Below are 23,648 nucleotides of genomic sequence, written 5' to 3'. Positions count from 1 at the left end.
GCGGCGCGGCCCTATCATTGCATCCGAATCACCGCAAGAGGCCCGCCATGTCCCAGCCCGTCACGATCCGCCCTCTGAGTCCACATGACGAGGCTGCGTGGCGCCGCCTTTGGACAGGATATCTGGAGTACTACGAAACCTCGGTGTCCGAGGAGGTCTATCAGACCACGTTCCAGCGCCTGCTGAGCGCCGATCACCCCAAGCAGAACGGCCTGATCGCGCTGCACGGGGACCAGCCCGTGGGGCTGGTGCATTACATCTATCATCCGCATAACTGGAAGATCGAGGATGTGTGCTATCTTCAGGATCTTTATGCCGATCCTGCGGCCCGTGGCACCGGCGTGGGGCGCGCGCTGATTGAAGCGGTCTACAAGGCGGCTGACGCGGATGGCTGCCCGTCGGTTTACTGGATGACGCAGGATTTCAATCAGACGGCCCGCAGGCTCTATGACCGTATCGCCACGCTGACGCCCTTCATCAAGTATAGCCGCTAGGCCGCGTGCATGGCGAACCGAGGCATTTGACAGCCGCCGACGGAGAATCACTTTTCACCGCTGCGGACCGCCTTAGATTGCACGCCATGCCCTACGAGTGGACCCCTCCCTCCAGCGGTACGACACCGCAGCGCCTTGACCTCTGGCCGCACCGGTCGCTTCCGCGGCGAGGGTTCGCGTGGGTGATCCTTGCCACCAGTCTTTTCATATCGCTGCCGCTGTTTCCCCTTCTGGGGACTGCCGTGCTCTGGGGTCTGCTTCCGTTTCTTGCGGGCGCGGTGGTGCTGCTGTGGTGGGCGTTGGAGCGCAGCTATGCCACCGGCAACCTGCATGAGGCGCTGGTCATCGGCCCCGACGAGGTGACGCTGACCCGGACCGACCCGCGCGGCGACGTGCAAAGCTGGGATTGCAACAGCTATTGGGCGCAGGCGCAAATGTATCCGACGGGCGGGCCGGTGGCCTATTACATCACCCTGCGCGGCGCCGGGCGAGAGGTCGAGCTCGGCGCGTTCCTGTCCGAGGACGAACGCAAGGCCCTCTATGGCGAGCTGCGCGACGCGCTGGGCATGGCACGCGCCAAGAATTGAGCGGGCCGCGAGCGGCTCGCCGGGAGTTCGAGTATCTGAGCCAAGATGAAAAAGGGGGCTGGGCGCGGGGCAGCCGATGCTACGCAAGCCGGTCCTTGATGCGTGGACCGACCTCGCCGAAATCCATCTGGCCGGTGTATTTTGCCTTGAGCACGCCCATGATCTTGCCCATGTCGCGGATCGACGTCGCGCCGGTATCGGCGATGGCCTGATCGATCGCGGCCTCGACCTCGTCATCGGGCAACTGGCGGGGCAGGAATTCGGCGATGATGGCAACCTCGGCCTGCTCACGCTCGGCCAGGTCGATGCGCCCGCCCTCTTCGTAGGCGCGCACCGATTCCTGGCGCTGCTTGGTCATCTTGCCCAGAATGGCCAGCACGTCATCATCGCTCAGCCCCCCGTCGCCGCCCTTGCCGCGGCCGGCAATCTCCTGGTCCTTGATGGCGGCGTTGATCAGGCGCAGCGTCGCCAGACGCTCGGAATCGCGGTCGCGCATGGCCTGTTTCAGGGCTGCTTCGATCCGGTCGCGCAATGTCGTTTCCATGTCCGTCCTCACAACAGATGCCCGCGCCGTCACTGCGGCGCCGGGTCCAGCCTTCGGTCCCTATAGAATGCGGAGCCCGCTGGCAACCGACGCGCCCGGTGCCGCAGCGTCAGGCACCGCCGCGCGGGCCGTGCTTGGCCCTTGACCCCCTTCAGGCGCGCCCTTAGGTTCGCGCAGATTTTGCCCCCGCATCCCCAGCCCTTCGGAGAGCCGCCATGCCCCATGAGCCCCAGCCCCGCCCCACCGCCTGCCTCGCGCTGGCCGATGGCACGCTGATCTACGGCCGCGGATTCGGCGCCGCGGGTCAGGTGGTGGCCGAGCTGTGCTTCAACACCGCGATGACGGGCTATCAGGAGATCATGACCGACCCCAGCTATGCGGGCCAGGTGGTCACCTTTACCTTTCCGCATATCGGCAACACCGGCACCAATGACGAGGACGACGAGACCGCCGATCCCGTCGCGGCCGGGATGGTGGTCAAGTGGGATCCGACCGAGCCGAGCAGCTGGCGCAGCACGCAAACGCTGCAGGACTGGCTGGCACGGCACGGGCGCATCGCGATCGGCGGCGTCGACACCCGCCGCCTGACCCGCGCGATTCGCCAGCAGGGCGCGCCGCATGTCGCGCTGGCCCATGATCCGGACGGCAATTTCGACACGGGCGCCCTGATCGCCGCGGCGAGCGGATTTGCCGGGCTGGAGGGTCTGGACTTGGCGCGCGATGTCACCTGCGCGCAATCCTATCGCTGGGACGAAATGCGCTGGGCCTGGCCGGACGGCTATCCGCGCCAAACGAATGCGCGCCACAAGGTGGTTGCGATCGACTATGGCGCCAAGCGCAACATCCTGCGCTGCCTTGCCTCGGCGGGCTGCGATGTGACGGTGCTGCCGGCCACGGCCACCGCCGAGGAGGTACTGGCACATAAACCGGACGGCGTGTTCCTGTCCAACGGCCCCGGCGATCCGGCGGCAACGGGCGCCTATGCCGTGCCGGTCATCCAGGATCTGCTGAACGCGGACCTGCCGATCTTCGGCATTTGCCTCGGCCACCAGATGCTTGCCCTCGCGCTGGGCGCCAGGACGGTCAAGATGAGCCATGGCCACCACGGCGCCAACCACCCGGTCAAGGATTACACCACCGGAAAGGTTGAAATTACCTCGATGAATCATGGGTTTGCCGTGGACGGGCAGAGCCTGCCCGATGGGGTGGAGGAGACACATGTGTCGCTCTTCGATGGGTCCAATTGCGGCATAGCGCTGAAGGACCGGCCGGTGTTCTCGGTTCAGCATCACCCCGAGGCCAGCCCGGGCCCCCATGACAGTTTTTATCTCTTTGAACGCTTTTCCACGTTCATGGATCAAAAAACTCCCGTTTCATAACAATCCGTTAACCTTTTCTTCACGTTCTGTTAACCGTTATGAACGAAACTTTTCGCCGGGACAGAAGGCGAAAGGTAACGTATGGGCATGTCGGAGCTGCGGCAGCTGGACGCGCAGGTTTGGGAAACCGCTCGTCCGCGTGCGAACATGGTGCACACGTCCAAGCTCTGCGATCTGGGGCGCCATCTGGTTCAGGCGGGCGCGATTTCGCGCTCCGATGCCGAGCTGGCGCAGATCGTGCAGGAACATTGCGATGCGCCGCTGGACCGCGTTCTGCTGGCCGAAGGGCTGATCGATGCGCCGACGATTCTGCAGGCGCAATCCGCGCGCGCGGGGCTGCGGCTGGCCAGCACCGAAGAACTGGCGCGAGGCGCCGATTTGCCTGCGGGTGTCGACGCCCGCCATCTGATCAAGGCCGCTGCCGCGCCGCTGCGCGGCAAAGACGGCCAGCTGCGGCTGGCGGTCGATAGCGCCGACACCGCGCAGGTCGGCGATGCGCTGCCGGCCGAGTTGACGGCTCTTCCCCGGATCATCGCGCGCCGCCGCGACATTCAGGCCAGCATCGCCGATAACGCGCGCGCGCGCCTGACCGCCGATGCGCAGTCGCGCACCCCGGAATCCGAAAGCTGCCGGACCTGGCGCGCATCGCCTGCGCGGCGCATCGCAGCGGTGCTGGCGGTGATGGCGGCCTTCGTCGCGCTGACGGTGATCTATCCGGCCCCGGTCTTTGCCATGTTCATCGGCTGGGCCACCCTGACGCTGATAATCTCGACGCTGTTCAAGATGGCGGCTGTCTGCGCGCGCATCGCCACCGGCGCGCCGGAGAGCGTGCAGCCACCGATGCAGATAGGCGCGAAACTGCCCAAGGTGTCGGTGCTGGTGCCATTGTTCCGCGAAACCGAGATCGCCCATGCGCTGATCACGCGGCTGACGCGGCTGACCTATCCCAAATGCCTGCTGGACATCATTCTGGTGCTGGAGGAGAACGACGACACCACCCGCCAGACGCTGGCCGAGATCGATCTGCCGCCATGGATGCGGGCGGTGGTTGTCCCGGACGGCCAGCCGCGCACGAAACCGCGCGCGATGAACTATGCGCTGGATTTCTGCGAGGGCGACATCGTGGGCATCTTCGATGCCGAGGACGCGCCCGATCCGGACCAGATCACGCAGATCGCGCGCCGTTTTCAGGCCGCGCCGCCCGATGTGGCGTGCCTTCAGGGCATTCTCGACTATTACAACTCGCGCCAGAACTGGCTGGCGCGGTGTTTCACCATCGAATACGCCACCTGGTTCCGCGTCATGCTGCCGGGGCTGGCGCGACTGGGGTTTGCCATACCGCTGGGCGGCACCACGCTTTATTTCAAGCGCGATGTGCTGGAGCGGCTTGGCGGCTGGGACGCGCATAATGTCACCGAGGATGCCGATCTGGGCTTTCGGCTGGCGCGGCATGGCTATCGCACCGAGATGATCGGCACCGTCACCGGAGAAGAGGCGAATTGCCGCCCCTGGCCGTGGATCAAGCAGCGCTCGCGCTGGCTGAAGGGATACATGACGACATATCTGGTGCATATGCGCAGGCCGCGAGTGCTGTACCGCCAACTGGGCGCGTGGCGCTTCATCGGGTTTCAGGCGCATTTTCTCACCGCCCTGTCGCAATTTATCCTGGCGCCGTTCCTGTGGTCATTCTGGCTGGTGCTGCTTGGTCTGCCCCATCCGCTGGACACGCTGCTGCCGCAGACGGCCCTGCTGTGGTTCGGACAGCTTTTTCTGGCGGCCGAGGTTCTGAACATCAGCTTTTACATGATCGGCGTGTCCGGTCGGCGGCACCGACATCTTTTGCCATGGGCACCGACGATGCATTTCTACACGCCCTTGGGCACCATCGCGGCGGGCAAGGCCCTTTATGAGATGATCGTGGCGCCGTTCTACTGGGACAAGACCAGCCATGGACACTCGCTGCAAAAAGGCGCGGCGCAGGTCGCGGGCCTGCCGCCAATCAAAGGATCGCGGTAACCTCGCCTGATTCCAGCTTCAGACGGGTCACGAACGCCTTTGATATATGCGCCTTGAGCGCGTCATGAGCGGCGGTTGCGTCATTGGCCTCGATCGCGGCGACGATCGCGTCATGCTCGGCAATGGCCACTTCGCCGCGGCCCTCGGCGGCCAGCGACGTGGTGGCCATCAACGCCATCGAGCGATGCACAAGGTCCAGCTGCTGCACCAGAAACCGGTTGTGGGAGGCCAGATGTATCTGCTTGTGAAAGCGGCGATTGGCGCGCGCCATCAGGTCGGGACGGCCGATCAGGGCGCGATCCTGCTCGACCATGTCGCGCAGGACGGCGACCTCTTCGGGCGTGGCGTGGCGCGCGGCAAGGCCGGCGGCCAGCCCCTCCAGCTCGGCGCGCACGACATAAAGCTCGGCGCGCTGATTGTGATCCAGTGAGGCCACGATCAGGCTGCGCCCGTCTCGCGCCAGCAGGGATTGCGTCTCAAGCCGCTGCAACGCCTCGCGGATGGGGGTGCGGGACACGCCGAACCGCTCGGCCAGATCGCTTTCGACAAGCCGATCGCCGGGCTTGAAGATGCCCATGTCGATCGCCTCGAGGATCAGCGAATAGGCGTCGGAAGGGGCGGGTTTCATGGCAGCATGTCCGTTTTCCTGAATGTCGCGCAGACCGTAGGGGCGCGCGCCCGGCCAATCAAGCCCGCGTATATTGACACCGGCGCCCCGCAGCCTACCCTGAGATCATGCCAAAGCAGGATTTCAGCCATGTGGATACGTGGGTCTTTGATCTGGACAACACGCTCTATCCACCCGAACTGCGCCTCTTCGATCAGATCGAGGTGAAGATGACGCAATTCGTCATGGACACGCTTGCCGTGGACCGGACCGAAGCGGACAGGTTGCGCAAGCAGTACTGGCACGAACACGGCACCACGCTGGCCGGATTGATGCGCGTGCACGGAATGGCACCCGACGCTTATCTGGAGGCCGTGCACGACATTGACATGAGCGTTCTGACCGCCGATCCGGATCTGCGCGCGCGCATCAACGCCCTGCCCGGCCGCAAGATCATCTATACCAACGGCACGGCGCCCTATGCCGTCCGCGTTGCCGCCGCGCGCGGTCTGGACGGCATATTCGATGCCGTCTACGGCGTGGAGCATGCGGGATATGCGCCCAAACCTGACGAGGCCGCCTTTCGCGCCGTTTTCACGGCGGACGGTCTGACCGGCGCCCGTGCGGCCATGTTCGAGGATGACGAGCGCAACCTCGCCGTGCCGCACGCGATGGGTCTGCGCACCGTCCACGTGGCGCCCCAGCGGCGGAGTGCGGCGCATATCCACCACCATACCGATGATCTGTCCGGTTTTCTTGCGGGGCTGATCTGACGGCCTGCGACACTTCGCGCAGGTCTTGGCGGGTGAAACAACTGCGCCGGGCGGCTATCTAGGCCCTACCCGACGCCCAATGAAGGACAGCTCAGATGACGCAAGACGCCGCGGCCACCGACACCCATGACGACGCCCGACCCAGCGCCGAGACAGGCTCGTCCGAAAACGCCGTCGCCACACGGATCCTGCTGACGATCCTCGTTGCGCTGGTGCTCTGGGGACTGTGCGTTTTCTTCTGGGGCGTGCCGGGCCTTTACCTGCCTGCGCTGGCGCTGGTCCCGGTGGTGTGGATCGCGCTGATTGCGATCACCATCGGCCGCTAGGCGCAACTGGCGCGCGGCTCGGCATGGGACTATGTTGGCCCGGACGATACCAAGGCGATGACAAGGCGACCGAGCGACATGGCTGATTTCGACATCCTGATTTCGGGCGGCGGCGTGGCCGGGCTGACCGCGGCGTGCATTTTCGGCAATGCGGGGTTCTCCGTCCTCTGCGTGGACCCTGCCGCCCCCATCACCGACCGCGAGGCCGAGGGTTCGGACCTGCGCAGCACGGCGTTCCTGCAACCCGCGCAAGCGCTGCTCCAGCGCGCCGGTCTGTGGGACCGCCTTGCGCCCCATGCCATGCCGCTGGAGACGATGCGCATCATCGACGCGGGCGGCGCCGATGGCGCGGCGCGGTTGACCAAATCCTTTGCCGCAAGCGAGCTGTCACAGCTGCCCTTCGGCTGGAACCTGCCCAACTGGCTGCTGCGCCGCGAGATGCTGGCCCGGATCGACGAATTGCCCGGCGTCGAGTTTCGCCCCGGCACCGGCACGGCGGGCCTGCTGACGCGCGATGATGAGGCCATCATCACGCTGTCCGGCGGCGCCCGCGCCACCGCGCGTCTGGTCATCGCCGCGGATGGGCGCAACTCGCCGATCCGCCACGCGGCGGGCATCGGCGTGCGCACCACGCGATATGGGCAAAAGGCGCTGGCCTTTGCCGTGACGCACCCGATCCCGCATGAAAACGTCTCGACCGAAATTCACCGCAGCGGCGGCCCTTTCACCCTGGTTCCCCTGCCCGATCACGAGGGCATGCCCTCGTCTGCCATCGTGTGGATGGAGCGCGGGGCCGAGGCGTTGCGCCTTGCCGCGCTGGAGGAGGCGCCGTTCGAGGCGGCGATGAACGCGCGCAGCTGCCACATCCTCGGGCCGCTGAAACTGGCCAGTCGGCGCACGGTCTGGCCCATCATCACCCAGCGCGCCGAGCGCATGAGCGCGCAGCGCGTCGCGCTGATCGCCGAGGCCGCCCATGTGGTTCCGCCCATCGGCGCGCAGGGTCTGAACATGAGCCTTGCGGACATCGCCGCGCTGCTGGATCTGGCCGAAAAATCGCGCGAAACGCTGGGAAGCGGCGCGATGCTGGACGCCTATAGCCGCGCGCGCCACGCTGATATCGTCATGCGCACGACGGGCATCGACCTGCTCAACCGCGCGTCGATGGCGGGCGCCCAGCCCCTGCGCGATGCGCGCGCGATGGGGCTGAACGCGCTCTATGCCTTTGCGCCGGTGCGCCGCGGCCTGATGCGGCTGGGCCTTGGCGCACGCGGCTGAAGCGGCGCAGCTTAAAGCACCTTGTCCAGCACGCCTTCCAGACGCGCCAGCGCGCCATCGACGTCATAGAGCTTGTCCAGACCGAACAGGCCCAGCCGGAACGTGGTGAACCCTTCGGGCTCGCCCACCTGAAGCGGCACGCCGGCGGCGATCTGCATGCCTGCGGCGGCAAATTTCTTGCCGTTCTGGATGTCGGGGTCGTCCGTATAGCTGACTACGACGCCCGGCGCGCCAAAGCCTTCGGCGGCCACCGATTGCACGCCGCGCGCCTTCAGCATCGCGCGCACCCCGTCGCCCAGCGCCCACTGCGCCTCGCGCAGCCGCTCGAACCCGTAATCCCTGGTCTCCAGCATGGTGTCGCGGAACGCGCGCAGCGCATCGGTGGGCATGGTGGCATGATAGGCATGACCGCCATTCTCGTAAGCCTGCATGATCTGACGCCATTTTTTCAGATCAATGGCGAAGCTGTTCGACTGCGTTCCCTCCATCCGGTCCTCCGCGCGCTGAGACAGCATCACCATTCCGGCCGAAGGCGAGGCCGACCAGCCCTTTTGCGGGGCCGATATCAGGACATCGACGCCGGTCGCCCTCATGTCCACCCAGGCGCAGCCCGACGCGATGCAATCCAGCACGAGCAGCGCGCCCACCTCATGCGCGGCTTCGGCCATCGCTTTCAGATAGTCATCTGGCAGGATGATGCCTGCCGATGTCTCCACATGCGGGGCGAACACCACGTCGGGCTTGTCCTCGCGGATCTTTGCCGTCACCTCCTCGATCGGCGCGGGGGCGAAGGGCGCGCGCGCCGCGTTGCCGGACTGGCGCGCCATGCAGACGGTCTGATCGGCGGTGAATTTGCCCGCATCGAAGATCTGCGTCCAGCGGTAGGAAAACCACCCGTTGCGCACGATCAGCGCATGCGCGTCATTGCCGAACTGCCGCGCGACCGCTTCCATCGCATAGCTGCCACCACCGGGCACAAGGGCGACGGCATCGGCGTTGTAGACGTCCTTGAGCATGCCGGAGATGTCACGCATCACCTGCTGAAAGGCCGCTGACATATGGTTCAGCGAGCGGTCGGTGAACACCACCGAATATTCCAGCAGGCCATCGGGATCGACAGTATCGAGAAGGGCATTCATGAGACATCTCCGGGATTGGGTTTGCCAACTGTTAGCGCGCAACAATTGCAAAGGCAACGCATACATAGGCATACGATTATTACCCGATCGGGCCCGGCCTGCGCTCTTCGCTCAGCAGCACGTTTGCCTCGACATCGCCGACGCCGGGCAGCGTCATGATCCGGCGCCGCAGGACGCGCTCGAAATCGCTGATGTCGCGGGCCACCACCCGCAGGCGATAGTCAAAAACGCCCAGGATATGCTCGACCGACTGCACCTCGGGGATGGCTGAAACCGCGCGCTCGAAATCCTCCAGGCTGACGCGCCCCTTGGTGGCCAGCTTCACCCCCAGAAAGACGCTGACGCCAAAGCCCAGCCGCTCGCGGTCCAGATCCAGCCGCTGCCCCTTGATCACGCCGGTGTCATAAAGCCGCCGCACCCGCCGCCACGTGGCCGGCTGCGACAGCCCCAGCTTGCGCCCCAGCGCAGAGGCGCTTTGCGTCGCATCCTCCACCAGTTCGCGCAGGATCAGCCTGTCGGTCTCGTCCAGTTCGATCACAGCGGCAGCCCCTCGTCCGACTTGATCCGCGCCATATGCATCAGCGCCTCGATCTCGGTGATATGCGGCAGGGTCAGGATCGCGCTGCGATAGATATGCTGGTAGTGCGCCATGTCCCGCGCGATGACATAAAGGCGCAGGTCCACCCGGCCCAGAAAGGTCTGGATCTCGATCACTTCCGGCACCTCGCGCGCCGCCGCGGTGAACTCGTCAAAGGCGCGCGGATTGGTCTTGTCCAGCTGCGCCCGCAGACTGACCTCCACCTCGTATCCCAGCCGCGCCCAGTCGATCACGGCACGGTTGCCAAGGATGACTCCGCCCGTCCGCAACCGCTCCAGCCGCCGCGCGCAGGTGTTGGCGGTCACCCCCGCGGCATCGGCCAGATCCGTCAGGCCCAGCGCCGGATCATGCTGATAATGGCGCAAGATGCGGCGATCCGTATCGTCCAGCATGATTTTCTCACGTATTATTCATCTTGGTTATAAATACTCAAAATATCCGCGCCATCAACGTGGTTTTGTATTTCCTCTCGGCCACGAACCTGTAGTTTCCGCATCAACACAGCAACGAAAGGACACCATAATGCGCGTTTATTACGACCGCGATTGCGACATCAACCTGATCAAGGACAAGAAAGTGGCCATCCTCGGCTATGGCAGCCAGGGCCACGCCCACGCGCTGAACCTGCGCGATTCGGGTGCGAAGAACCTCGTCGTCGCCCTGCGCGAAGGTTCCAAGTCGGCCAAGAAGGCCGAAGGCGAGGGGCTCAAGGTCATGGGTATTGCCGAGGCTGCCGCCTGGGCCGACCTGATCATGTTCACCATGCCCGACGAATTGCAGGCCGAGACCTACAAGAAATACGTGCATGACAACATTCGCGAAGGCGCCGCCATCGCGTTCGCCCACGGCCTGAACGTGCATTTCGGCCTGATCGAGCCGAAAGAGGGCATCGACGTCATCATGATGGCGCCCAAGGGCCCCGGTCACACCGTGCGCGGCGAATACGTCAAGGGCGGCGGCGTGCCCTGCCTCGTGGCTGTTGACACAGATGCATCCGGCAAGGCGCTGGAACTGGGCCTGTCCTATTGCTCCGCCATCGGCGGTGGCCGCTCGGGCATCATCGAGACGAACTTCCGCGAGGAATGCGAGACGGACCTCTTCGGCGAACAGGCCGTTCTGTGCGGCGGTCTGGTCGAGTTGATCCGAATGGGGTTCGAGACGCTGGTCGAGGCGGGATATGCGCCCGAAATGGCCTATTTCGAGTGCCTGCACGAGGTCAAGCTGATCGTCGACCTGATCTATGAGGGCGGCATCGCCAACATGAACTATTCGATCTCGAACACGGCCGAGTATGGCGAATATGTCTCCGGCCCGCGCGTCTTGCCTTACGAGCAGACCAAGAAGGAAATGAAGGCGATCCTGCACGACATCCAGTCGGGCAAGTTCGTGCGTGACTTCATGCAGGAAAACGCGGTCGGCCAGCCGTTCTTCAAGGGCACGCGCCGGATGAATGACGAGCACCAGATCGAGGAAGTCGGCAAGAAGCTGCGCGGCATGATGCCGTGGATCTCCGCGGGCAAGCTGGTTGATCAGGACAAGAACTGATCGCGGCGTCATAACCTTTCAAAGGGGGCATCCATAGGGGTGCCCTCTTTCATGTCCGAGCAAGGCATCCGCCATGACACCCATCAGCCCGATCAACTGGGTCCGCCTATTCATATTGGGCGCCATGCTGGGCGCTGCGTTCATGTTCACCAAGCTGGCGCTGGAGGGGGTCGGCCCGCGGCTCGTGGTTGCCGCGCGCCTCGGTCTTGGCGCGGCGCTGCTGCTGGGCATCGCCTATGCGCGCGGCACCGGCCTGCCGCCGATGCGCGGCAAGAGGGCGGGAATCGTCTGGGCCTTTGCGCTTGGCATGGGGATCTTTACCAACGCCTTGCCGTTCTTCCTGCTCAGCTGGAGCCAGCAGTTCGTTGCGTCGGGCTTTGCCGGGGTCTGCATGGCGGTGGTGCCGCTCCTGATCCTGCCGCTCGCGCATTTCCTGGTGCCGGGCGAGCGGATGAACCTGCGGCGGCTCATCGGCTTCATGATCGGCACGGCGGGGGTCATCGTGCTGATCGGCCCCTCGGCCTTTGCGGCCACCGGGGCCGAATTCGAGCTGACGGCGCGCATAGGCTGTATCGCGGCCGCGTTCTGCTATGCCATCGGCGCCATTCTCACGCGGCTGTGCCCTGACGTGGACATGATATCCCTGGCAGCCGCCGCGCTGACCATCGGCGCGGTGCTGTTCGTGCCTTATGCGCTGGCGGTTGATGGCATCCCCGCCAGCGTGCCCGCCACCAGCCTGCTGGCGCTGCTCTATCTTGGCACGCTGCCCACCGGCATGGCGCAACTGCTGCTGGTCAAGGTCATTCGCAGCGCCGGGCCTGTCTTCATGTCATTGCTGAACTACCAAGTGCCGCTGTGGTCAATGATGCTGGGCATCGCGTTTCTGGGCGAAGAGCTGCCGCCGAATATCTATTGGGCGCTGCTGCTGATCCTCTTTGGTCTCGCGCTCAGCCAGGCAAGCGCGCTGCGGCGTCTGTTCTCAGGCCGCCGCCGGGCCTGAGGCGAGCGTCAGGCGCGCCCCGACGTCGCCGCCTGCCATAACGCGATGGCCGAGCGTGTCGCGGCCACGTCATGCGCGCGGATGATCTGCACGCCCTGCGCGATGCCCGCCAGCGCCACGGCGACCGAGCCGGGCATGCGCGCCGCGGCCTCCGGCGCCGCGCCGATGGTGCCGATGAACTTCTTGCGCGACGCGCCCAGAAGGACAGGACAGCCGAGGCCGTGAAAGATGCTGAGCCGACTCAGCAGCGTCAGGTTATGCGCCTGCGTCTTGCCAAAGCCGATACCGGGATCGACGATGATCCGCGCCCGGTCCACCCCTTGCGCGACCAGCGCATCGACGCGCTCCGCGAGGAAATCGAAGACATCCAGCGTGACGTCGTCATAGACCGGATTTTCCTGCATCGTCTGTGGATCGCCCTGCGCGTGCATCACACAGACAGGCGCGCGCGCATCTGCGCAGAGCGGCGCCAGATCGGGATCATAGGTAAAGCCCGAAACATCGTTGACCAGATCCGCCCCCGCCTTCATCGCCGCGCGGGCCACCGGGGCCTTGCGCGTGTCGATGGACATCGGCGTCTGAAGCCTTGCGCGGATGGCCGCGATGACAGGCGCGGTGCGCTCGATCTCCTCTTCCACCGGGACCGGCAGCGATCCGGGGCGCGTGGATTCGCCGCCCACGTCGATCATGTCCACCCCTGCGCCCGCCATCGCATGCGCTTGGGCAAGCGCAGCCTGCGGCGCGTTGAACTTGCCGCCGTCGGAAAAGCTGTCGGGCGTCACGTTGAGAATACCCATGACGCGCGGTGCATCCATGACAAGGCCCGCAACCGGCGCGCGCGGCGCGGTCAGCCGGGCGCGAATGTCGTCGGGGATGTCGCTGGCCGGGACAATGTCGCCGGCGCCATCGCGCGTGATCCGCTCGGCGCGGTCGAACCATGTCCAGCCGCCCGCCAGCGGCAGCGCGCCCGCCGGGCGGCAGGGGTCCGTCTGCGCAATCGGGCGATAATAGACGCGGCCCATCCTACAGCCCCGATTGCGCGATGTCCTGCGTCAGGATCGGCACGCGCGCCCCGTTTTCGGGCGGCGCCTCGCCGATCAGCAGCAGATCGGACGCGTCCATATGCCCGGCGAACCACGCGGCCAATGCAACAGGCTTGTCCGGTCCGACGGTCGGCCCGTCGACGGCGTCCAGCACGATCTTGGACGGCGCCCAGACGCTGATCCGGCCGTGGCGCATGGCCCAGTCCAGCTCGGTCCGCGTATCGACCACGACAAAACGGTCGTCGCGTCCGGCCAGAACCCATGCGTTCTGCTCAATGGCCAGCAGATCAACGCGGCGCTGGGTCATGCGGTGGCCGGTCTGCGGCGGCATCACATCGGCGCGCCCGACACACAGGATCACCGGCTCGGCCCGCTGCTCCAGCTGGTCCAGCCAGCGGATGAGATTGGCCGATTTCACCGCCGCGTTGCTCAGATACACCACATGCGGGCGCGGGGCGGTCGCGTCATGCGCCGCGGCGGGTTTCGTCGCCAGATCATCGACCGAGCGGACGATCTCGACCCCCAGCGCACCGGGGCCGCGATCCAGCTTTTCGATCCGCACAAAAGCACGCACGGCCTGCGGTTCGGCGAGGATCCGTTCGGCCACGTTCTCGGCCAGCGTTTCCAGAAGGTTCAGACGCTCCTCGGCCAGTTCGGCGGCGATCGCCTCGGTCACGCGGTCATAGCTGAGGATGCGGTCAACGTCATCGTCCAGATCCTCGGCCACGGGGCGCACCTCGACCACGACGTTGAAACAGATCCGCTGCGTGATGCCCCTCTCGGCCTGAAAGGCGCCGATCTCGACCTCGACGATGTGATCGCGCAGCGAAATGCGGTCCAGCGGACCATCGGGCGCGGTCGCCTCGGCACGGGCGTCCGGATGCCCGAAGGCCAGTGAGATTTCATCGCTCATGGCGTGCCCCTGATGACTGCGCGGCGCGGACGGTTCCGCATCTGCGGCGGCTTAGCATGGTGGTGGGCGCTGCACAAATCCGCAAAGCGGTGCTGAGCGTCAGTTCTGCGACAGGCGCGTCGGTTGCTTGTAGAAATAATGGGTGCCGATCGTCGCCGTGCGCGGGAAGCTGCGCGCCCATCCGGGGCTGACGGATTTGGTGTGATAATGCGTCGCGCCATCGGTCAGTGGGCGGCTGGCGCCGCTGACCATGATATCGGCGATCTTGCCGACACGCTCGAACGCGCGCGGCTCGGCGATGACCTCGGCGCGGCCATCGCAGGTATAGGTGAACTGGCAGGCGTATTTCTGACCCGTGCCTTGCCGGATGACGCCACAGACGGTGTTGGGATAGCGCGGGCTGTCGACGCGGTTCAGAATCACTTCGGCCACCGCGAACTGGCCTTTGACGGTCTCGCCGCGCGCCTCGAAATACAGCGCCTCGGACAGGCAGCGCCAATCGTCGCCGCCCTTCGCGGGGCCTTGCGCATCGAGCCATTCGCGCGTGTATCCCAGCGTCGCGGCCGGCGCCTTGAGATAGCTGGCAACGCGCGTCTGGGACATGGCGTTCAGGCCGCGCCGCTCCTGGCCCAGCAGCTTGGTGATGGCGGTGTCGGCCCCTGCGGGCATCGCCGCGGTCACGGCCAGGGCGAGCGAAGATGCGATACAGCGAAAACGGCGCGTCATGTGTCCACCTGCGAATGGCGAGGGGCCACGCCCCCCAGGATCAGGGCGACATATAGTTTTCGTGCCGTATCGTCCAGTCCGTGCCGATTTCTGCCCATTTTGTGACGTATTCCGCCTATGGCTGCCGCGCGAATCCGGGCGCAAGCACCCTGCATATAGTGGCGCGGCGGCGCGCGGTCAGCCGATCTTGTCCCTCACCGCCAGCTGTGCGGCAGCTAGTCGCGCCACCGGAACGCGGAAGGGGGAACAGGACACATAATCGAATCCCGCGGCCCGGCAGAAGGCTATCGATTCGGGGTTGCCGCCATGTTCACCGCAGATCGACAGGGTGATGCCGGGGCTGGCTTCGCGCGCGCGCTCGGCGCCGATGCTCAGCAGTTCAGCCACGCCGTCCAGATCCAGTGTGTGAAACGGATCCTCGGGGTAAACGCCCTGCTTGACATAATCGGACATGAACCGGCCCGCGTCGTCGCGGCTGAGCCCGTAAGTCATCTGCGTCAGATCGTTGGTGCCGAAGCTGAGGAACGACACCTGCGGCGCGATGTCCCCGGCGCGCAGCGCGGCGCGCGGCGTTTCGACCATCACGCCAAGGAGATAGGCGAAATCCTGGCCGGTCTGGCTGCGCACCGTGGCCGCGACGGAATCGACGCGCGCCTTGACCAGCTCGACCTCGCGGCTGGCAGACACCAGCGGGATCATGATTTCGGGCACGATCTGCACACCCTCACCCGCGACCTTGATGGTCGCCTCGAATATGGCGCGCACCTGCATTTCGTAGATTTCGGGCACCGTGATGCCCAGCCGCACGCCGCGCATGCCCAACATGGGGTTATATTCCGACAGCGCCTCGACCCGCCGGGTGACGGTGCTCAGCGGCAAATCCAGCGCCTCGGCCAGCGCGCGGTGGCCGGCGCGGTCGGAGGGCAGGAATTCATGCAAGGGCGGATCGAACAGGCGGATGCAGACAGGTTGGTCCTGCATGATGCGGAACAGATCGGCGAAATCGTCGCGCTGCATGGGCAAGAGCCGCTCCAGCGCCGCGGCGCGGTCAGGGCTGGAGCCTGCAAAGATCATCTCGCGCATGACGCGCAGGCGGCCTTCTTCGAAAAACATATGCTCGGTGCGGCACAGGCCGATGCCATGGGCGTTGAAATTGCGCGCCATCTTGGCGTCCATGGGCGTGTCGGCATTGGCGCGCACGGCAATGTCGCGCACATCGTCGGCCCAGCCCATCAGCACCTGAAAACTGTCATCATGGCCGGCATCCAGCAGCGGCGCCTGCCCGAACAGAACCTCGCCATTGGTGCCGTCGATGGTGATCTGGTCGCCCTCCTTCAGCACCCTTCCATCCGGCGCCGTCAGCTTGCGCGCCGATGTCTGGAACCGGATCGAGGATGCGCCGACCACGCAAGGCAGGCCGATGCCGCGCCCGATCACGGCCGCGTGGCTGGTCATGCCGCCGCGCTCGGTCAGAACGGCCACGGCGGCATGCATGCCGCGGATATCCTCGGGGCTGGTCTCGCGCCGGACCAGAACGCAGGCCTCGCCGCGGGCAGCCGCGCTTTGCGAGGCTTCGGCGGAGAACACGATCTTGCCGGTCGCGGCGCCGGGGCTGGCGGCGACGCCGCGCGCCAGCACGTCGCGGCTGGCCTCGGGATCGACCTGCCGGTGCAAAAGCTCGTTCAGGGCGCGCGGCTCGATCCGCATCAGCGCCTCTTCGCGGGTGATGATGCCATCCTCGGCCAAGGCGACCGCGATGCTGACCGCGGCGCGAGCATTGCGCGCCACGCGCACGCCGTCCAGCAGGTGCAGCTTGCCATTCTCGATGGTGAATTCGGCCTGCATTTCCTCGCGCAGCTTTTCCCGCATCAGGAACAGATGCGACTTCAGCTCGGCGAACGCGTCCGGCGCCAGCTCCTCCAGCGAAGGGCCGCGCGCATCGCGCTCCAGATACAGCGCGCCCTTGGCATCGCTCAGCGCATCGCGTCCCTGGCTTTGGCTCAGGTAACGGCCGGTGATCTGGCGCGCGCCCGATTTGCTGTTGACCAGCTGCATGACGCCGCTGCCCGACTCGCCATTGCCCAGCCCGATGGCCATTTCCTGCACCACAAGGCCCAGCCCCGCATCCGCCGGCGCGCCCTTGGCCTGGCGCAGAAGGCGCGCGGTCGTGCCGTCCCAGGCCCGCGCCATCGAGCGCAGCACCTCGGCCAGTTGCACGGCGGGGTCCTGGGGAAACTCTTCCTCGGTTTCGTCCAGATAGACGCGCAGCGCGAAGGCCAGCGCATCCTCGGGCGCATGGGGCATATCGTCCAGCATGTCCGGGTCCAGCCGCGCCACGTGGATCGAATAGCTCTCGACGAAGCGCAGATAAAGCCGCGTGGCGGCGGCCGAGCCGATCCGTTCGGCAAGCGCGGCGCACATGGCATCCGACATGCCGATATTCAGCACCGCCCGCGGCCCGCCCCAATCGCTGTCCTCCGAGGACGGGCGCACGCAAAGCAGCGCGGTATCGCCCAGCATCGACAAAAGCGCGCGCAGATCCGGCATGTCGCCCGCCGCGATCGCCTGAACCGTGCGAAAGGACAGCGCGACGGTGGGCGGCACCGGCAGGTTCAGCCGCGCCAATCGCTGCAGGCATTTCGCGCGCCCGCCATGCGTATGCGCGCCGATCGGCGCACCGGGGGTGATGAGGGTGATGTCGGTATCGCGATGCTGCACTGCGGCGCCTTCCATGTGTGGGCGCAGCATAGGCGTGATCGCGCGCATGGCAAGGAAAACTGCGGGGCGCGGGCGCAACGTCAACCGCGCGCCCGGCTCAGCCTTCGATGCGCGTCAGGTCCGCCGCCGCCAGCCCGATCTTGCGGATCTGGCCCAGCATATTCAGCCGGTTGCGCCGGACGATCTGGTTGTCCGAATTCACCTGCACCGCCTCGAAGAATGCGTCGATGGGCGCGCGCAGCCCCGCCAGCGCGGACATGACGGCGGCGAAATCCTCGGATTTCAGCGCGGCAGCCACCTGCGGTTCGGCTTTCGTCAGCGCGGCGAACAGCGCACGCTCCTCGCCCGTCTCGGCGAATTTGGCATCGGCGCCAAAGGAGTATTCGACACCGTCGTTTTCCTCGGCCTGCGTCAGGATGTTGTTGGCCCGCTTGAACCCCTGCAGCAGGTTTTCCCCGTCTTCGGTCTTCAGGAAATCGCTGAGCGCCGTGGCGCGTTTGACCAGCAGTGCGAGGTCGTCATTGCCCTCCATGGCAATGCAGGCGTCGATGACGTCATGGCGGACGCCTTGGTCCTTGAGGTAGACTTTGAGGCGGTCGTGGAAGAAGGAGAGGAGGTCGTCACGGGCCGGAACAAATATCGACCGCCATTCTATGCCGCTTCGTTGATTGACGTACATGTCAGCAATACTCTGTGCTGCGTCGCTGATATGTCGTGCCTTTATGGATGGCTGCAAAGGAACTGCAGAGTTAATTTTCTCGATTTCCTCGAATGCCTGATTGCCAAGAGCCTGCGCAATCTCTTCTGCAACTTCTTGCCCCCGGTCAAAATCATTAAGTATTTCTTGGTAAATCTGTTCTCTAGTGGTCTCAAGACTAGGCTGTCGATGGAACTCGAACCCTTCTTCAATCCTGTCAGAAACTCTAAGGCCAAGCTCATTCTCCAACACCAACCGAATAACCCCCAGCGCCGCCCTCCTCAGCGCAAACGGATCCTTGCTGCCGGTCGGCTTCTCGTCAATCGCCCAGAACCCCGTCAGGATGTCCAGCTTGTCCGCCAGCGCCACGGCCACGGAGACCGGCGCGGTCGGCACGTCATCGGACGGCCCCAGCGGCGCGTAATGCTCTTGCGCAGCCGCGGCGACTTCGGCGGGCAGGCCAGCGGCATCTGCATAATAGCGCCCCATCAGCCCCTGCAATTCGGGGAATTCATAGACCATTTCCGAGGGCAGATCGGACTTGGCCCAGCGCGCGGCCTGCTCGGCCAGATCGGGGTCCGCCCCCACCACCGGCGCGATTTCGCGGGCCAGTGCGGCGATGCGGTTCACGCGGTCGGCCTGAGACCCCAGCTTGTTATGGAAGGTGACGTTTGCCAGCGCGTCCTGCCACGCCTGCCCGCCCGCCTCGGCGATGCGCAGGTCATTCTCCCAGAAGAATTTCGCATCCGACAGCCGCGCGAACAGCACCTTCTGGTTGCCCGCCAGAATGGTCGCGCCATTGTCCGCCGTCTCGCGGTTGGCCACTGTAATGAAACGTTCAATCCGGCCCGTTTTCGGATTGCGCACCGAAAAGAACTTCTGATGCTCTTTCATCGAGGTTTGCAGCACCTCGGGCGGCAGGCCCAGAAACGTCTGGTCAATCGTGCCCATCAGAACGACCGGCCATTCGACCAGCCCCGCCACCTCGGCCAGCAGGCCGCGATCCTCGGCCACTTCCAGCCCGGCGGCAAACGCCTGATTGGTCGCGTCCTGCCAGATCGCATCGGCCCGCTCGGCGGCGTCCAGCACGACAAAGCGTTTCTTCAGCTTGGCGCAGTAGTCGTCAAAGCCGGTGACGGCAAACCGCCCCGGCGCCATGAAGCGATGGCCCTCGGTCGTGTTGCCCGCGGTGATGCCGTCCACGTCCAGATCGACGACCTGCGCCTCGCCCGCGTCATCGGTGAGGATACACAGGATCGAATGCAGCGGGCGCACCCAGCGCAGACTACCGTCGCCCCAGCGCATGGATTTGGGCCAGGGGAAATTGCGGATGACGCTGTCCAGCACCTCAGCGACGATCGCATCGGCGCCCCGCCCGGCCTTGGTGATGCGGGCGTAATAGACCTGCCCCTTCTTTTCGTCGCGGATCTCCAGATCGTCGCGGGTCACGCCCGCACCGCGCAAAAACCCCTCGATGGCCTTGTCGGGCGCATCGGTGCGGGGGCCCTTGCGCTCTTCCTGAACGGTGGGCGAGGACGCGGTCAGCCCGCCAATCGCCAGCGTCAGGCGGCGCGGTGTGCAAAAGGCGGCGGCGCCTGCATAGGTCAGCCCGGCCTCGACCAGACCGTCCGTCACGCGGGCCTTCAGATCATCGGCCGCGCGGACCTGCATCCGGGCCGGGATTTCCTCGGAGAAGAGTTCGATCAGCAGATCGGGCATGGCTCAGTATCCTTCGGGGGCTGGCGGGCAATCGTCGGGGGCGGGCTGGCCGTCAAACACGATCTCGCCGCAGCGGTTGATCTGGTCCCAGACCCAGCCGCGCCCGTCCTCGTGAATGGCGACCACGCGGTCGATGCCGTATCGTATGTTTTCGGTGCCCAGATACGCCCGCGCACGGCCTTCCTCGATCTCGGCGCCGATCTGCTTGGCGTCAAAGCACTCGAACCAGCCGGGGGCGGTCAATGGCACGCCGGTCTGGTCGGCCACATAGGCGTCCGAGGCGCTCTCAAGGCTCAGCCGCGTGGTAAAGCACGCACGATACCGGATGGGCGAGCTGTCGGCGTCGATCGCCTCAAAGGCGTCATATTCCACCGCTTCGGGCGCGCCGCTGGAAAGCGAGGTCATTTGCACGTCACTCGTGCCGTTCGGCTCCACCTCGTAGTAATAGGCATAGACCTGCTGGTAATACATCAAGATGCCGCCGCCGATGGCGCAAACCGCCAGAATGATGGTCAGGATCTTGCCCATTACGCGGCCCGGCCCCCGGCGGTGGTCTGCACGAACGCATCGGCGCATTGCTTGGCCAGCGCGCGGACGCGTCCGATATAGGCCTGACGTTCGGTCACGGAGATGACGCCGCGCGCGTCCAGCAAGTTGAAGATATGGCTGGCCTTGATGCATTGATCATAGGCCGGATGCGCCATGACGATGCGCTTGCCGGTTTTCGGGTCGGCCTCGGGGGCGTCCAGAATGGCGCGGCACTCGGCCTCGGCCTCCTCGAAATGGCGCAGCAGAACCTCGGTGTTGGCGATGTCGAAATTCCAACGGCTGAATTCTTCTTCGGTCTGGCGAAAAACGTCGCCATAGGTCAGCGGAATGGGCGCGGCGGGGTCGTTATAGGGCATGTCCATGACGTGACCCGCGCCCAGCACATACATCGCCAGACGCTCCAGCCCGTAGGTCAATTCGCCCGATACTGGCGTGCAATCATGCCCGCCGACCTGCTGGAAATAGGTGAATTGGCTGACTTCCATGCCGTCGCACCAGACCTCCCAGCCCAGACCCCAGGCGCCGAGCGTGGGAGATTCCCAGTCATCCTCGACAAAGCGGATGTCGTGGAGGGCCATGTCGATGCCGATGGCCTCAAGGCTGCCCAGATAGAGCGCCTGCAATTCCGGCGGGCTGGGTTTGATCAGCACCTGATACTGGTAGTAATGCTGCAAACGGTTCGGGTTCTCGCCATAGCGCCCGTCGGTGGGGCGGCGCGAGGGCTGCACATAGGCCGCAGACCACGGGCGCGGGCCAAGGCTGCGCAGCGTGGTCGCGGGGTGGAACGTGCCGGCGCCGACCTCCATGTCGTAGGGCTGCATGATGGCGCAGCCCTGGGCGGCCCAATAGCTTTGCAGCCGCAGGATGATGTCCTGAAAGCTGCGCGGTTTGGCGGTCGTTGCGGTCATGCGGGGCCTCTTTGAGGATGTCATCGGGCAGGCCGCCCCTGAAATCGCCCCCTACCTACGGCGGGGCGCGCGACGGGTCAATCGGGCGGGCGGCGCTAATTTGGCCGGTGCCCGCGCCGCCGGGATGCGTGCGGGGCGCGCGAGAAGGGCATATTTTAGGTGCATGTTGCGGGTTTTTTGCTAGAACACGGCAAACGCAATGGAATTTGCGTAATGATGCAAGGGTAGCGGATAGAATGATACGGACTTTTCTGGCGGCAATTTTCGTGATTGTCGCGGGCTTGGGCGCGGCCAATGCGCAGCAGACCGGCGACGCCCGAAATCTGGTTTGGGTCCAGATCGAGGCGCAGCCGAACCTTGCCGCCATCAACGAGGCATTGCGCCGCCGCGCCGCGTCGCTGCAGGACGTCAACGGGTTCGATCTGGACGGATCGGGCTGGTTCGTCGTGGCGCTGGGGCCGTATGACCCCGTCACGGCCGAGAATGTGCTGCGCACGCTGCGCGCGAATGGCCGCATACCCGCCGACAGCTATATCGCCGAAAGCGCCGATTACGCGCGCCAGATCTGGCCTGTGGGCGCCAACCTGCTGGGCGCGGGCAGCCCGGCCGCCAGCGGCGGGGCGCAGCAGACGGACCCTGAGCCGCAGGGCACCACCACCCTGGCCGACGCGCTGAACGAGGCCCTGACGACACAGCGCGATCCCGCACCGGAGCCAGAGCCGGAGCCGCAGATCATGGACGAAACCCCGCGCGAGGCCCGCGCAAGCGAGGCGCAGCTGACCCGCGACGAACGGGCCGACCTGCAGATCGCGCTGGAATGGGCCGGGCATTACCAAGGCCGTATCGATGCGCAATTCGGCGCCGGCACGCGCCGGTCCATGGCCAGCTGGCAGGGCGCGAACGGCTATGAAAGCACGGGCATCCTGACGACGATGCAACGTGCGGCCCTGCTGAAGCAGTATAACGCCGTGCTGGAGGGTCTGGGCCTGGAACGCGTCGCCGACCCCAAGGCCGGTATCGCCATGCAGATCCCGCTGGGCGTCGTGAAATTCGCCAAATACGAGCCGCCTTTCGTGCATTTCGATGCCACGGGCGACATTCCGGCGCGCGTGTTGATGATCAGCCAGGAAGGCACGCAGGACACGCTGTTTGGTCTTTATGACATCATGCAGACGCTGGAAATCGTCCCGCAGGACGGCCCGCGCGAGCGTGGCAGCAACAGCTTTACCCTGACGGGCGCCAATGCGCGGATCGTCTCGCACACGCAAGCACGTCTGGAGAACGGGCAGATCAAGGGCTTCACGCTGATCTGGCCCGCGGGCGACGAGGAGCGGCGCACGCGCCTTCTGGCGCTGATGGAGGGCAGCTTTACCCGGACCGAAGGGGTGCTCGACCCCGGCGCAGGCTATAATGATGCGCAAAGCATCGACCTGATTTCCGGGCTGGAGATCCGCAAGCCGAAATACACGCGCTCGGGCTTTTACATCGACGGGCGCGGCACGGTCGTCACCACGTCGCAGATTGCCGATGGCTGCGGGCATATCACCATCGAGGACGGCCACGAGGCGGACATCGCCGCGACGGACGCGGATCTGGGCGTTGCGATCCTGCGCCCCCGGGACACGCTGGCGCCGATCAGCGTCGCGGCGCTGCGCCGGTCGCCGCCGCGCATCCAGTCCGAGGTGACGCTGGCCGGATATTCCTATGGCGGTGTTCTGGGCGCGCCGTCGCTGACCTTCGGGACATTGTCCGATGTGCGCGGCCTGAACGGCGAGGACGGGATCAACCGGCTGGAGATGTCGGCGCTGGAGGGCGATGTCGGCGGGCCGGTGATGGACCCGGCGGGCGCCGTTCTGGGCATGCTGTTGCCGCGCGAGGATGGCGCGCGCAACCTGCCGGACGATGTGGCATTCGTTGCGGGCGCCGGCGCGCTGGGCCGTGTGCTGGCGCAGGCGGGCATGAATGTGGCCACCGCATCGGGCACGGGGGGCGCATTGGCGCCCGCGCAGATGGCCGACCGCGCAAGCGGCATGACCGTTCTGGTCAGTTGCTGGGAGTGATGCGAATTCGGCGGCGATGCGTGACGCCGCCG

General features: G+C 65.5%; 22 protein-coding genes. 10 read left to right on the top strand and 12 right to left on the bottom strand.

Going from position 1 to position 23,648, the window contains the following annotated elements:
• The first annotated feature begins 47 nt into the window (after positions 1-47).
• Positions 48-494 (top strand): GNAT family N-acetyltransferase, encoded by a 447-nt coding sequence (locus DC366_RS10540; RefSeq protein WP_108692165.1) that lies wholly within the window; start codon positions 48-50, stop codon positions 492-494.
• A gap of 86 nt (positions 495-580) precedes the next feature.
• Complete coding sequence (locus DC366_RS10535; RefSeq protein ID WP_108692164.1) at positions 581-1,081, top strand: DUF2244 domain-containing protein; 501 nt, start codon at positions 581-583, stop codon at positions 1,079-1,081.
• A gap of 79 nt (positions 1,082-1,160) precedes the next feature.
• On the opposite strand, the gene DC366_RS10530 is transcribed toward DC366_RS10535, so the two are convergent.
• Positions 1,161-1,625: a GatB/YqeY domain-containing protein gene (locus DC366_RS10530; RefSeq protein ID WP_108692163.1), complete on the bottom strand. Its 465-nt coding sequence runs from the start codon at positions 1,623-1,625 to the stop codon at positions 1,161-1,163.
• 215 nt (positions 1,626-1,840) lie between these two features.
• Between DC366_RS10530 and carA the strand changes: the two genes are divergently transcribed.
• On the top strand, positions 1,841-3,004 hold the full coding sequence (gene carA / locus DC366_RS10525) for a glutamine-hydrolyzing carbamoyl-phosphate synthase small subunit (protein ID WP_108692162.1): 1,164 nt from the start codon (positions 1,841-1,843) through the stop codon (positions 3,002-3,004).
• 87 nt (positions 3,005-3,091) lie between these two features.
• Positions 3,092-5,020, top strand: coding sequence for a glycosyltransferase (locus DC366_RS10520; RefSeq protein WP_341476692.1), 1,929 nt, complete (start codon positions 3,092-3,094; stop codon positions 5,018-5,020).
• Here DC366_RS10520 and DC366_RS10515 read toward each other — a convergent pair.
• Positions 5,004-5,648: a GntR family transcriptional regulator gene (locus DC366_RS10515; protein WP_108692160.1), complete on the bottom strand. Its 645-nt coding sequence runs from the start codon at positions 5,646-5,648 to the stop codon at positions 5,004-5,006. The genes DC366_RS10520 and DC366_RS10515 overlap by 17 nt on opposite strands.
• A 107-nt stretch (positions 5,649-5,755) precedes the next feature.
• On the opposite strand from DC366_RS10515, the gene DC366_RS10510 reads away from it, so the two are divergent.
• From DC366_RS10510 to DC366_RS10500, 3 genes are all read left to right on the top strand, one after another.
• Positions 5,756-6,400, top strand: a complete 645-nt coding sequence (locus tag DC366_RS10510; RefSeq protein WP_108692159.1) for a pyrimidine 5'-nucleotidase — start codon at positions 5,756-5,758, stop codon at positions 6,398-6,400.
• A gap of 95 nt (positions 6,401-6,495) precedes the next feature.
• Positions 6,496-6,726 carry a hypothetical protein gene (locus tag DC366_RS10505; RefSeq protein WP_108692158.1) on the top strand — a complete coding sequence of 77 codons (231 nt, stop codon included), beginning with the start codon at positions 6,496-6,498 and terminating at the stop codon, positions 6,724-6,726.
• 78 nt (positions 6,727-6,804) lie between these two features.
• A complete protein-coding gene (locus DC366_RS10500; RefSeq protein ID WP_108692157.1) occupies positions 6,805-8,001 on the top strand; it encodes a UbiH/UbiF family hydroxylase in 1,197 nt (398 codons plus the stop codon).
• A gap of 11 nt (positions 8,002-8,012) precedes the next feature.
• Here DC366_RS10500 and DC366_RS10495 read toward each other — a convergent pair whose 3' ends face one another.
• The 3 genes from DC366_RS10495 to DC366_RS10485 all read right to left on the bottom strand — a co-directional run bounded on the left by DC366_RS10495 (position 8,013) and on the right by DC366_RS10485 (position 10,130).
• Entirely contained in the window at positions 8,013-9,140 is a 1,128-nt protein-coding gene (locus DC366_RS10495) for an aminotransferase class V-fold PLP-dependent enzyme (protein ID WP_108692156.1), read from the bottom strand.
• 79 nt (positions 9,141-9,219) lie between these two features.
• Positions 9,220-9,678 carry an Lrp/AsnC family transcriptional regulator gene (locus DC366_RS10490; RefSeq protein WP_108692155.1) on the bottom strand — a complete coding sequence of 153 codons (459 nt, stop codon included), beginning with the start codon at positions 9,676-9,678 and terminating at the stop codon, positions 9,220-9,222.
• Positions 9,675-10,130, bottom strand: coding sequence for an Lrp/AsnC family transcriptional regulator (locus DC366_RS10485; RefSeq protein WP_108692154.1), 456 nt, complete (start codon positions 10,128-10,130; stop codon positions 9,675-9,677). Before DC366_RS10485 ends, DC366_RS10490 begins: the two co-directional genes overlap by 4 nt.
• Here DC366_RS10485 and ilvC point away from each other — a divergent pair.
• Positions 10,105-11,283: a ketol-acid reductoisomerase gene (gene ilvC / locus DC366_RS10480; protein WP_439331658.1), complete on the top strand. Its 1,179-nt coding sequence runs from the start codon at positions 10,105-10,107 to the stop codon at positions 11,281-11,283. The genes DC366_RS10485 and ilvC overlap by 26 nt on opposite strands.
• A gap of 73 nt (positions 11,284-11,356) precedes the next feature.
• Positions 11,357-12,283 (top strand): DMT family transporter, encoded by a 927-nt coding sequence (locus tag DC366_RS10475; RefSeq protein ID WP_108692152.1) that lies wholly within the window; start codon positions 11,357-11,359, stop codon positions 12,281-12,283.
• Positions 12,284-12,291: 8 nt separating this feature from the next.
• Here the strand turns inward: DC366_RS10475 and folP are convergent, their stop codons facing one another.
• The 7 genes from folP to DC366_RS10440 form a co-directional block, all read right to left on the bottom strand.
• On the bottom strand, positions 12,292-13,305 hold the full coding sequence (gene folP, locus DC366_RS10470) for a dihydropteroate synthase (RefSeq protein ID WP_108692151.1): 1,014 nt from the start codon (positions 13,303-13,305) through the stop codon (positions 12,292-12,294).
• 1 nt (position 13,306) lies between these two features.
• Complete coding sequence (locus DC366_RS10465; protein ID WP_108692150.1) at positions 13,307-14,239, bottom strand: dihydroneopterin aldolase; 933 nt, start codon at positions 14,237-14,239, stop codon at positions 13,307-13,309.
• Positions 14,240-14,338: 99 nt separating this feature from the next.
• Positions 14,339-14,965, bottom strand: a complete 627-nt coding sequence (locus tag DC366_RS10460) for a cell wall hydrolase (RefSeq protein WP_108692149.1) — start codon at positions 14,963-14,965, stop codon at positions 14,339-14,341.
• 177 nt (positions 14,966-15,142) lie between these two features.
• On the bottom strand, positions 15,143-17,713 hold the full coding sequence (locus DC366_RS10455; protein ID WP_207768695.1) for a putative PEP-binding protein: 2,571 nt from the start codon (positions 17,711-17,713) through the stop codon (positions 15,143-15,145).
• Between the two features lie 67 nt (positions 17,714-17,780).
• Entirely contained in the window at positions 17,781-20,099 is a 2,319-nt protein-coding gene (gene glyS, locus DC366_RS10450) for a glycine--tRNA ligase subunit beta (RefSeq protein WP_108692148.1), read from the bottom strand.
• 3 nt (positions 20,100-20,102) lie between these two features.
• Positions 20,103-20,627, bottom strand: a complete 525-nt coding sequence (locus tag DC366_RS10445; RefSeq protein ID WP_108692147.1) for a DUF6446 family protein — start codon at positions 20,625-20,627, stop codon at positions 20,103-20,105.
• Positions 20,627-21,556, bottom strand: coding sequence for a glycine--tRNA ligase subunit alpha (locus DC366_RS10440; RefSeq protein WP_108692146.1), 930 nt, complete (start codon positions 21,554-21,556; stop codon positions 20,627-20,629). The genes DC366_RS10445 and DC366_RS10440 overlap by 1 nt, the downstream gene beginning before the upstream one ends.
• Before the next feature lie 236 nt (positions 21,557-21,792).
• On the opposite strand from DC366_RS10440, the gene DC366_RS10435 reads away from it, so the two are divergent.
• Positions 21,793-23,616 carry a serine protease gene (locus tag DC366_RS10435; protein WP_108692145.1) on the top strand — a complete coding sequence of 608 codons (1,824 nt, stop codon included), beginning with the start codon at positions 21,793-21,795 and terminating at the stop codon, positions 23,614-23,616.
• Positions 23,617-23,648: the final 32 nt, after the last annotated feature.

Source organism: Pelagivirga sediminicola, assembly GCF_003072125.1.
GTDB lineage: Bacteria > Pseudomonadota > Alphaproteobacteria > Rhodobacterales > Rhodobacteraceae > Roseovarius > Roseovarius sediminicola.
The sequence above is the reverse complement of the archived record's forward strand: the minus strand, read 5'-3'. Positions and strand labels throughout refer to the sequence as shown.